The sequence below is a fragment of the Albidovulum sp. genome, assembly GCF_049646345.1.
Lineage (GTDB): Bacteria > Pseudomonadota > Alphaproteobacteria > Rhodobacterales > Rhodobacteraceae > Albidovulum.
Genome location: NZ_JBARVQ010000774.1, coordinates 1 through 10659, shown reverse-complemented (window position 1 = coordinate 10659; position 10659 = coordinate 1). Strand labels below are relative to the sequence as shown.

Sequence of the window (10659 nt, the reverse complement as noted above, 5' to 3'; positions counted from 1 at the left end):
ACACGTTCACGAAGTGCCATAGGATGTGGTTTGCCCATCACTGACCCCCATATCTGCCATACAGACAGGGAATCACAGATCAAGCATCGGGGGAATCCTGAATCTCGAAAACCGCAACACGCTCTAGTAAAACACTATCACAGCAACCGCAAAAAACGACCCGGCAGGTCGGGAAACCGTCATTGCAGAGAAAAACGACCCCGAGCAGGCCACCCGGCCCGGTCCGGCGCGGCGCAGTCCCGCTCGCGGATGCGATCAGTCTGATGTAGATTTATCGTGCTGGACAGGAACGTTTTGACCGGTCTTCCCTGTCGGGGAACCGGAAGAAAGGGCGGAATGGAAGCGGAAGGTGAAGAACTTTATCACGACCGGATGATCGGCATGCTGGAGGCGATCTGGGGCGAAGGCTTCCTGTCGCCCGGCGGTCCGGACGAAGTCGCGCGGCTGGTGGGCGACACAGAGTTCACCGGCAAGTCGGTGCTCGATATCGGTTGCGGCGCGGGCGGGATCGACATCGCGCTGACCCGGACCCATGGCGCGGGCTATGTCAGCGGCGTCGATGTCGAGGATACGGTCCTGACCCGCGCGCGCGCTCTGATCGGCAAGGCCGGGCTGTCGGAGCGGATCGGTTGCCTCAAGGTCGCGCCCGGGCCTTTGCCCTTCCCGCCCGGCACCTTCGACATCGTCTTTTCCAAGGATTCCATCGTCCACATCCCCGACAAGCATGCCTTGATGGAAGACGTTTTCCGTGTTCTGAGGCCCGGCGGCCTCTTTGTCGCCTCGGACTGGCTGATCGGCCATGACAGCGATCCGTCGCCCGGAATGGCCGCCTATATCGCCGCCGAGGGGCTCGATTTCGGCATGGCCTCACCCACACGCTATCGCGACGCGATGGAGAAGGCGGGGTTTGTGGCGGTCGAAGTCACCAGCCGCAATGCATGGTACCGCGACACGGCGCGGGCCGAGCTGGACCGTCTGAAAGGAACGGTGGGCGATGCGGCGGCGACGATCGTGGGCCGCGACTTCGTCGACAGGAACATCGCCATCTGGGGCCGGATGATCCCGGTTCTGGATACGGGCGAACATTGCCCGACCCATCTGAAGGCGCGCAAACCGGACTGATCGGCGGGCCCGCGTTACGCCGCCTCGGCCCACAGCCGCAGGCACCAGTCGACAATAGGGGTGGGATCGGCGGGCAGAACCTCACCCAGATCACCGGCGAAGTCGTGAAAGGCCGCGAGGTTCAGCGCGTTGACGCCAAGAATGACCGGCAGACCACGCTCCAGCGCTTCGGCAATGACAGGCCGGAAGCCGCGACCCTCGGCTTCGTGCTTGCCGAACTTGTTGAGGATCAAGAGGTCCGCCCCCGCGGCAAGACGGGTCGAAACCGCAGCAACCGCGTTTTCCAGTGCCCCGGCATCAAGACGGCAACCCCGCGCATTGGCCCCGAGATCCTGGGTGATATTGATCACCGGCCCGCCCGGCAGGATGTGAAGATCCATATCGCAGTGGAACCGCTGGGGACGTTCGACATTGGTCTGCACAACGCCGACCGGATGCAGGCCAGATTGCACGATAAGACCGGCGGCTTCACCCAGAACCCGGTCGGTCAGGCCTTTTTCGTCCGAGGTCACATAAGCAAGACGCATTACATTTCTTCCCTGTCCATCGACGGCCGCGATGACCGACCCGCACCGAATTCGCAAGCTTTGGTGTGTGCTGCCTTGTTCTGGATCAAAGGCGCCCCTTTAAACAGGCTCTCCAGCACCGGTTTTCAAGCCTGAATCCGCGCAAGCGACGAATCGGCGCAGGTCGACCATTGCCGGATCAGGGCACCGGCGGGCAGTGCTTTTGGCTTTGTCGGCCCGAAACGCCCCTGTGCATCAGTGCACAAAAGATCTGCACCCGATCCTTTCTGGCCAACTTGTGCCTTTAGCCGACAGGTTTGTGAGTGTACGTGCGGTTTCCCGCGTCAGGGATCACGCGGAAACCCCACGCTTTGTCAAAGGATTGGCAAATCGGTTCGCAGCCCCGTGAGGCTGGATCGGGTTTAAGGAAACGCGCGGCCAAATCCGCGTGAGATTGCGCGATCGGACTGTGATTTCACCCCGGCCCGGTCCCGCCCCATGTTGGTGTCACAAGGCCGCACCGGCCGAAACGCACCAAAGACCAGACACATGAAAGGAACGACCATGACACGCATTCTGATGACCGCCGCCCTGATCCTCTCCGCCGGTTCCGCGATGGCGATGACGACCCATGCAGACCTGACCGGCCCCGCCCGCGCCGAAGCCGAGCGCATCGTACCGAACGGCGATTTCGACAATCTGACCTCGGCTCAGGTCAACGCAATTGAAAACATCCTTTCCGGTGAAGACAGCAATCGAGGCGCAGAAATCCGCGCACTACTGAACTGATACCACTTACGCGAAGAAAGGGGCGTCTGCGATGCGGGCGCTCCTTTTAATCTACGAGAAATGCATCCGTCCCGTCGCTTGTGTCAGGAGCGACCTGTCCATGAAGTGGCGCAACAACTCTTGTTCAGAAAGCTATGCGCCTGGACCGCCCCTCATCGCTCATACGATGCGCGGTTTCAGTGGTGTCAGCCCGCGGGGACGGACAGACGCCCGCCAGGCACCTTCGGCTTGTTTCCGGGCGAAGAGCCGAATCGACGGATGGCAACATTATTCCCGTTGCTGGACAGTCAGACTGGGTCGCCACAGCCCGGGCTGGACTGTTCCGGTCCATGGGCGCATCTTCCGCACCATGCCCCATGATCACTCCGACCACCCGCATTCGCTGCTGCCCTCCGACCCTGCCCTGCGCGTGAAGGCGCTTGAGACGATCCTGACCCGCAAGGGGCTGGTCGATCCGGCGGCGATGGAGGAGATCCTCAACACCTACGAACGGAAAGTGGGCCCGCATCTGGGCGCTCAGGTCGTCGCCCGCGCCTGGAGCGATCCCGACTACCGTGCGCGGCTTTTGTCGGACGCAACGTCAGCGATTGCGGAACTGGGCATTTCGGGGCGGCAGGGCGAACATGTCGTCGCGGTCGCGAATACGGCCGAGACGCATAACATGGTCGTCTGCACACTCTGCTCCTGCTATCCGTGGCCATTGCTCGGCATCCCGCCCGCCTGGTACAAATCCGATGCCTACAGGGCGCGGGCGGTGCGCGAACCAAGGAAAGTGCTGGCCGAATTCGGCGTGACCCTGCCCGAAGGCCAGAAGGTGCGGGTCTGGGATTCAACCGCCGAGGTCCGGTATCTGGTGGTGCCGATGCGCCCCAAAGGGACCGAGGGACTGGACGAGGCAACGCTGGCCGCGCTCGTCACCCGCGATTCCATGATCGGGACCGGCCTGCCCGGGGCCGCGGCATGAGCCGGGTGCATAACATGGGCGGGCGTTACGGCGACCCCGCCGTGGACCCCGAACCGCAGGGTATCGTCCCGATTGGCCCGGACTGGCACCGCAAGGCGCTGGCCCTGACGCTCGCCGCCGGGGGGCTTGGCGCCTGGTCGATCGACACCTCGCGCCATGCGCGCGAAAGCCTGAGCCCCAAGGATTACGCCCGTTTTTCCTATTACGAGAAGTGGCTTGCGGCACTGGCCGACCTTCTGGTCGCAAAAGGGCTGGTCACACCCGGGGAATTGGTGGCGGGCACCGCCGATGCGGCCGGGCCGCACCCCAAACTCTTCCGCGCCGAGGCGGTCGGCCCCGCGCTCGCCCGTGGTACACCCTATTCCCGCGCCGGAGCTGCGCCGCGTTTCAGCCCCGGCGATCGGGTTCGCACCCGCCTGCCCGCAGGCAATACCTTCGTGCCCGGCGGCCATACCCGTCTGCCCGACTATGCGGCCGGGCGAACCGGCACCGTGATCCTGTCGCATGGCGCCCATGTGCTGCCCGATGCCAATGCCCACGGGCTGGGCGAGCAGCCCGAACCGCTCTACACAATCGCCTTCGCCGCCGCCGATCTCTGGGGCACCGCAGAGAGTGAGGGTGACGAGGTGACGCTCGACCTCTGGCAAAGCTATCTGGCCCCGGCATGACAGGACCTGAACAGTTCGACGAACCATGGCAGGCGCAGCTTTTCGCTTTGACCGTGGCGATGAGCGAAGCGGGCCATTTCACTTGGACCCAGTGGGCCGACGCGTTCGGTGCGACCTTGAAGGCACATGGAGCGGCCCGTCCACTTGATGGCAGCGCGGACTATTACGCAGCCTGGCTGGAAACGCTTGAGGCGCTTCTGGACCTCAACGGCCTGGCCGCACGTGAGGATGCCGAGGCGACGCGGACGGCGTGGGAACAGGCCTACCTGACCACCCCCCATGGCCAGCCTGTGCGCCTGCCCGGCTGACGCAGTCCAGTGCCGCGCGCAGAAGGCTTCTGGCAGGCCGTCTACCGGCAACCGCGCTGACTGCTATCGACACGCAGAGCCCTATTCGGTGATGCGAAATACCTTGTCCCGGGCGGTTGCGCCCCGGATCAACTTCAGACGCGTTTTCGGCACGCCGAGCGCTTCGGCCAGTAGTTTTACCACCGCCGCGTTGGCCTTGCCGCCCTCAGGAACGGTAGTGACATAGACCCGGATCGCGTCACCCTCGGCCGCGATGGCATTGCGCGAGGCTTTCGGCGTAACCCGGACAGGTATCTCGGCACCGGGCCGGGCAAGGTGGCTGAGATCGCTCATGCCCTTTCCTATGATGTCTGCGGGCACCGCACCAGTGATGCGGAACCGGCTTGACCCCGGCGCCGCTCTGGCCAAGTGTGCCGCCGCAAAACACGGAGGCCCGAATGCCCGTCCCCAATCCCGCCGCGATGGAGTTCTTCCTGACCCGCCGGTCGCGGCCCGCCAAGATCCTGCGACCGCCGGTGCCGATGCGCGAAGAGCTGATCCCGATCCTCACCGCCGCCGCAAGGGTGCCCGATCATGGAAAACTGGAACCCTGGCGGTTCATCGTGCTTGAAAAGCCGACCCTGACCCGGCTCGCCGCGCTCGCCGAAACACGCGGGGCTCAGATCGGGCTCGACCCCGACCGTATCGCCAAGGGCGTGATGCAATTCGCCGATGCCGATCTTGCGGTTGCGGTCATATTTGTTCCACGTCCGACCGAGAAAGTGCCGCATATCGAACAGGTGCTTTCGGCCGGGGCGGTTTGCCTGACCCTTGTCAATGCCGCTCTTGCTTCTGGCTGGGGGGCCTCCTGGCTGACCGGCTGGCATGTCCACGATCCGGATTTCTGCCGTGAGGGGCTGGAGCTGGAGGAGGGTGAGTGGGTCGCGGGCCTCATCCATATCGGCACCGAGAACACGGCGCCACCCGAGCGTCCGCGCCCGGACATAGCGGCCATTACGACTTGGGTAAGCACATGATCTTTGGCGATTTCTTCAAGGCGCTCGGCCAGTTGGGTGACCGCCGCTTCCTCAAGGTCGTCGGGTTTGGCATTCTTCTGTCGCTGGCTCTGCTTTTCGGCGTCTACGTGCTGTTTGTGCAGCTGCTCGAATGGCTGACCCCCGATACGCTGACCCTACCCTGGCTGGGTGAAGTTGCCTGGGTCGACAGCCTGATCGGCTGGGGGTCGTTTTTCCTGATGATCGGCCTGTCGGTGTTTCTGATGGTGCCGGTCGCCTCGGCCTTCACCGGGCTGTTTCTCGACGAAGTCGCCGAAGCGGTGGAGGACCGGCACTATCCCGCACTCGGCCGTGCACAGCGTCTGCCCTTCATGGATGCGCTGATCGACAGCGTGAATTTCTTCGGCGTCCTCGTTGCAGTGAACATCGTGGCGCTGTTGCTCTATGCCTTTGTCGGCCCCTTCGCGCCTTTGATGTTCTGGGCAGTCAACGGCTATCTTCTGGGACGGGAGTATTTCCAGATGGTGGCGATGCGTCGGCTTGGGCGACAGGGCGCGCGCGATCTGCGCAAGCGGCATTCCGGACAGGTCTGGATCGCGGGTATGCTGATGGCGGCACCCTTGTCGCTTCCGCTGATCAACCTCGTGATCCCGGTGCTTGGCGTGGCGACCTTCACCCATCTCTTCCATCGGCTGGCGGAGGCAAGCAGACGCTGAACCGGATACGATTTTTCTTCGAAAAATCGACAAATTTTCTGGAAAATTTGTTTGCCCGACGCAAAAGAAAAGCGCGGGGAAACCCCGCGCCATCCGGTCACATGTGATGAGCGATCACGCCGCGCGCGACAGGAGGACGTCGTCCACCTTCTTTTGCGCACCCGCCTCGTCAACGCCCGAAACGGCGGCGACTTCGCGGGTCAGCCGTTCGAGTGCCGCTTCATAAAGCTGACGCTCGGAATAGGATTGTTCACGCTGATCGTCGGTGCGGTGCAGATCGCGCACCACTTCTGCAATCGCCATCAGATCGCCGGAATTGATCTTCTGTTCATATTCCTGCGCCCGGCGCGACCACATCGCGCGCTTGACCTTGGCCTTGCCCTTCAGTGTTTCCAGCGCCTTGGTGATCAGATCCGGCGACGACAATTGCCGCATGCCAATCTCGGTCGCCTTATGCGTGGGAACACGCAGGGTCATCTTGTCCTTCTCGAACGAGATGACGAAAAGCTCGAGCTTCAGCCCGGCGATTTCCTGCTCCTCGACCGCCATGATCTTTCCAACGCCATGGGCGGGATAGACGACGAAATCGTTCGGGCGGAAATCGGTTTTCTTCGACTTGGTCATATGAGCCTTTCCTCACACGATACCGGCCCTCACAGCGAAACCTCCATTGCCGGCGTCTCAACGGCTCCGGTCAATGTCGGTTTTTTCACCTAGGTTCCCCTCCGCTGCCGAGTGATCGCAGCGACGACGGCCTGATATCCTCATCCAGTTGTAACGATAATATAGCAGAAAATGCGCATATCTGAAAGGGTCGCCCAGGGGCGCCTTGATCAAATGCGTCATGCATTGGGCTCATAACACGCTTGCGTGTTACGAATTTCCCGTTGCGGACCAGCCGAAAGCGATTCGGTCGGGCACTTGCGAATCAGTCGCCCTCGCCGGGCGATTCGGAGAAATACTTGTCCAGCTTACCCGTCTCACCATCGCGGTCCTCGGCTTCGGGCAGAGGATCCTTGCGCTGGGTGATGACCGGCCACTTCTCGGAATACTGCCGGTTGAACTCGACCCATTTCTCAAGATCCGGCTCGGTATCAGGGCGGATCGCGTCAGCCGGGCATTCCGGTTCGCAGACGCCGCAATCGATGCATTCATCCGGATGGATGACCAGCATGTTCTCGCCTTCATAGAAGCAGTCCACCGGGCAGACTTCGACACAGTCGGTGTATTTGCAGGCGATGCAATTGTCGGTGACGACATAGGTCATGGGCGCGTCCGGACGTTAGGTTCTGCCGCTACCTAGCCCCAAGGCGGCAATCATTCAAGACGGGGCCGGACGGAAAGACGATCGGCATCCGCCTTCAGCTGCGTCGGGGAAGATCATTCCTGCCCATCGGCCCGGGACGGTACGCTGTCACCAGGCGCGAGGTCATCATAGAGCAGCCGTGCTTCAGCAGCGGGACCACGGCGGGTGCCGCATTCAAGGATACGGACCACGCGAATGTCCCGCGCCTGCCGGAAGGTCAGAACATCGCCCGGCCCCACCGCCCGGCCCGGCTTGGCGGTCTTGTCGCCGTTCACCCGCAGATGCCCCGCCGTCACCACCCCGGCGGCGAGGCTGCGGGTCTTGAAGAACCGCGCCTGCCAGAGCCATTTGTCGATACGGATGCGGTCCTCGGCCAAGCCTGCCTCAGATCTTGTCCTTCAGCCCCATCAGCGCCGCGGCAAAGGGATTGTCGGGATCGATCCGATCCCTCTTCGGGGGCCGGGATTCAAAATTTCGCCCGCCCTGATCATCGCGCTTGCCCTTGCCGCCTGGTTTGCCCTTGGCGCCCTTGGGCCGGTCGCCCCGCGGCTTGCCATCGCGTCGGTCGCCGCCGGGCTTGCCATCGCGACGCTCGCCGCGTGGCGCACGGTCGCCACGGGGGGCACGCGGTTTTGGGGCCCAGGTGAAGGTGTAGAAGACCTCCATCTCGGTCACGGTCTGCAGGGCGGCTTCCTCTTCGGTGATCGGATTGGCGCTGGCGCCTTCTTCAACCGGTTTGGCGACGGGTTCCGAGCGCACCTTCTCACGCTCGCCCTGCTCGCCCTTATAGCCAAGGCCCGCCATCAGGTCGGCGAACTGTTCCAGCGTCATGCCGGTGATCGAAAGCATATCCGGATTGGCCTCAAACCCCGCGCGGCTGTCCATATTGCGCAGGATGTCCGCAAGCCGTTCCAGCATGTCGATGCGAATCGCCCGCGATCCGGCCGGGTGATAGCCCGACAGCGAATAATAGCCCTTCGGCACGTCAGGAATGTTCGGCACGGTCACAAGACCCGGCGGCGGGCTTTCGGGGAACTCGTCGAGCCCCTCATGGAGCGACCAGAGCACCAGTCGCAGCCGCGTCGGCGCGGGTTTCAGCAGAAGCGGCTGGAAGATCGTGTATTGCCCAAAGCGCACGCCATGCTTGCGCAGCGATCCGCGCATGTCCTGATCGAGCGCCTTGACCTCATCGGCGACACCCTCGCGCGGCAGCACGCCGAGAGCCTCGACCAGACGGAAGGCGAAGCCGCGGGCAAGGCCCGTCAGCGTCTCATCGCGCTGCAGGTTCAAAAGCGGCTCAAAGAGCGTGGCGACCTTGCGGTCGATGAAATGCTGCAAACGGCGGCGGACCTTTTCGCCAACATCGAACCCGGCCTCTTCATCAACGAAGGCCTCGACCTGCGGCTTCATCGCATCGGCGCCCTTCACCAGCTTTCCGACGGCCGAGTTGCCCCACATGAGGCCCCCCTGCTCGGTGAAATCCAGCTCGGTATCGGGGGCGTTGTAGAACCGGTCCGCGCGCAGATGGAATTCCGGCTTCAATGCCTCATAAGCCGCCTGTTTCAGCGTCTTTGCCTGATCGGGCGAGGCGGTTCCGTCCTGATGGAAGCGGAAGCCTTCCAGACGGCCGACGAATTCGCCTTCCACCGTCACTTCGCCCTTGTCGTTCACCTCGGCCACAAGGCTCTCCTTCTGCTTGAGCCGGCGAAGCAAGACAGATGTCCGCCGGTCCACAAATCTCTGCGTCAGTGCGCTGTGCAGCGCGTCCGACAGACGGTCTTCTACAGCGCGCGTTTCCCCGCGCCAATGACTTTCGTCCTGAACCCAGCCGGAACGCTGCGCAACGTAAGTCCAAGTGCGGATATAGGCCAACCTTTTCGACAATGTATCGATATCGCCCTGGGTCTTGTCGATCCGGCGGATTTGCGCCTGAAGCCAGTCATCCGGCACATGACCGTCCTGAAGAAAACCGAAGATCCGCTGCAGCAGATTTGCGTGTTCATGGGCTGAAATCCCCTGAAAATCGGGGATTCTGCACACATCCCAGAGCAGCCGCAGATCGCGCGGATGGCGCAGCCGGTCGCGAATATGCGGCAGGTCCGCCAATGCCTTCAACGCCTTCAGATCGTCAGCCTCACGCCCACGCGTCAGCCGCTCCTCAATTGGTGTGACCTCAAGTGAGGCGATCAGCCGATCCACCCCGCCAAATTCGAGATTACTCGCCCTCCAGTTGATTCGCTCGATCGGTCGGAAGCGATGATTTTCGATGGCGTCTATCACCTCTTCGGCCAATGGTCTGGCCTCGCCTGTCACCCCGAAGGTCCCCGGTGCCGTATGCCGCCCGGCGCGGCCCGCGATCTGCGCCAGTTCATGCGGGAACAGATCGCGCATCCGCCAACCATCGAACTTCGCCGTGGCGGAAAAGGCGACATGATTGATATCGAGGTTGAGCCCCATGCCGATGGCATCGGTGGCGACGAGGTAATCGACATCGCCGTTCTGATACATCTCGACCTGCGCGTTGCGCGTGCGGGGGCTGAGCGCGCCCATCACCACAGCCGCCCCGCCCTTCTGACGGCGGATCAGTTCGGCGATGGCATAGACGTTTTCAACCGAGAATCCGACGATGGCCGACCGCGCGGGCATCCGGCTCAGTTTTTTTGAACCCGCATAGCTCAGTGTCGAAAACCGCTCGTGCTTCATGAATTGCACCTTGGGCACCAAGGCAGCGATGGTGCCGCGCATCGTGTCCGAGCCAAGAAAGAGCGTTTCGCTGAGCCCCCGCGCATGCAAAAGCCGGTCGGTGAAGACATGTCCACGCTCGGGATCGGCACAAAGCTGGACCTCGTCAATGGCCAGGAAATCGCAACCGATATCGGTGGGCATCGCCTCGACCGTGCAGACCCAATATTTGGCCCGGGCACCGACTATACGTTCTTCGCCCGTGACCAAAGCCACGACCGACGGACCGCGTGCCGCGACGATGCGATCGTAAACCTCGCGCGCAAGCAGGCGCAAAGGCAGGCCGATGACGCCGGTGCGATGCGCCAGCATCCGGTCTATCGCGTAATGTGTCTTGCCTGTGTTGGTCGGCCCGAGGACCGCCGTGATCCTCGTCTCCGCCGCCATGGGACCACTCCTAAAGTTCGGTGCCGGTGGTCTTTTTCTCCAGCCGTTCGAGGGCCTGCTTTATCCCCTCTTGATGGGGATGTATAGCAAGGGCCGCGCGATAGGCCGCAATGGCCTTGTCCTCCCGTTCCAGCGCCTCGAATATCTGGCCAAGCC

Annotated in this window: 13 protein-coding genes; 7 read left to right on the top strand and 6 right to left on the bottom strand. The window is 62.7% G+C overall.

What is annotated here, in order from left to right:
* The first annotated feature begins 336 nt into the window (after positions 1–336).
* On the top strand, positions 337–1122 hold the full coding sequence (locus tag WBB85_RS20395) for a methyltransferase domain-containing protein (RefSeq protein WP_432640419.1): 786 nt from the start codon (positions 337–339) through the stop codon (positions 1120–1122).
* A 14-nt stretch (positions 1123–1136) separates the two neighbouring features.
* On the opposite strand, the gene WBB85_RS20390 is transcribed toward WBB85_RS20395, so the two are convergent.
* Positions 1137–1649 carry a DUF2478 domain-containing protein gene (locus WBB85_RS20390; RefSeq protein WP_432640418.1) on the bottom strand — a complete coding sequence of 171 codons (513 nt, stop codon included), beginning with the start codon at positions 1647–1649 and terminating at the stop codon, positions 1137–1139.
* A 543-nt stretch (positions 1650–2192) separates the two neighbouring features.
* Here WBB85_RS20390 and WBB85_RS20385 point away from each other — a divergent pair.
* From WBB85_RS20385 to WBB85_RS20370, 4 genes are all read left to right on the top strand, one after another.
* Positions 2193–2417 carry a hypothetical protein gene (locus tag WBB85_RS20385; protein ID WP_432640417.1) on the top strand — a complete coding sequence of 75 codons (225 nt, stop codon included), beginning with the start codon at positions 2193–2195 and terminating at the stop codon, positions 2415–2417.
* 349 nt (positions 2418–2766) lie between these two features.
* Positions 2767–3381: a nitrile hydratase subunit alpha gene (nthA, locus tag WBB85_RS20380; RefSeq protein WP_432640416.1), complete on the top strand. Its 615-nt coding sequence runs from the start codon at positions 2767–2769 to the stop codon at positions 3379–3381.
* Complete coding sequence (nthB, locus tag WBB85_RS20375) at positions 3378–4049, top strand: nitrile hydratase subunit beta (protein ID WP_432640415.1); 672 nt, start codon at positions 3378–3380, stop codon at positions 4047–4049. Before nthA ends, nthB begins: the two co-directional genes overlap by 4 nt.
* A complete protein-coding gene (locus tag WBB85_RS20370; RefSeq protein WP_432640414.1) occupies positions 4046–4357 on the top strand; it encodes a nitrile hydratase accessory protein in 312 nt (103 codons plus the stop codon). Before nthB ends, WBB85_RS20370 begins: the two co-directional genes overlap by 4 nt.
* An 81-nt stretch (positions 4358–4438) precedes the next feature.
* Here WBB85_RS20370 and WBB85_RS20365 read toward each other — a convergent pair whose 3' ends face one another.
* Positions 4439–4690: a DUF167 domain-containing protein gene (locus WBB85_RS20365; protein ID WP_432640413.1), complete on the bottom strand. Its 252-nt coding sequence runs from the start codon at positions 4688–4690 to the stop codon at positions 4439–4441.
* Positions 4691–4794: 104 nt separating this feature from the next.
* Between WBB85_RS20365 and WBB85_RS20360 the strand changes: the two genes are divergently transcribed.
* On the top strand, positions 4795–5373 hold the full coding sequence (locus tag WBB85_RS20360) for a nitroreductase family protein (protein ID WP_432640412.1): 579 nt from the start codon (positions 4795–4797) through the stop codon (positions 5371–5373).
* A complete protein-coding gene (locus tag WBB85_RS20355; protein WP_432640411.1) occupies positions 5370–6068 on the top strand; it encodes an EI24 domain-containing protein in 699 nt (232 codons plus the stop codon). The genes WBB85_RS20360 and WBB85_RS20355 overlap by 4 nt, the downstream gene beginning before the upstream one ends.
* Positions 6069–6182: 114 nt before the next feature.
* Here the strand turns inward: WBB85_RS20355 and WBB85_RS20350 are convergent, their stop codons facing one another.
* The 4 genes from WBB85_RS20350 to WBB85_RS20335 form a co-directional block, all read right to left on the bottom strand.
* Positions 6183–6692 (bottom strand): CarD family transcriptional regulator, encoded by a 510-nt coding sequence (locus WBB85_RS20350; protein WP_432640410.1) that lies wholly within the window; start codon positions 6690–6692, stop codon positions 6183–6185.
* 304 nt (positions 6693–6996) lie between these two features.
* Positions 6997–7335: a ferredoxin FdxA gene (gene fdxA, locus WBB85_RS20345; RefSeq protein WP_432640409.1), complete on the bottom strand. Its 339-nt coding sequence runs from the start codon at positions 7333–7335 to the stop codon at positions 6997–6999.
* Between the two features lie 113 nt (positions 7336–7448).
* The gene (locus tag WBB85_RS20340; RefSeq protein ID WP_432640408.1) at positions 7449–7751 is read right to left on the bottom strand and encodes an RNA-binding S4 domain-containing protein; all 303 of its coding nucleotides are present in this window, start codon (positions 7749–7751) and stop codon (positions 7449–7451) included.
* Positions 7752–7758: 7 nt separating this feature from the next.
* Complete coding sequence (locus WBB85_RS20335) at positions 7759–10503, bottom strand: helicase-related protein (protein WP_432640407.1); 2745 nt, start codon at positions 10501–10503, stop codon at positions 7759–7761.
* Positions 10504–10659 lie beyond the last annotated feature (156 nt).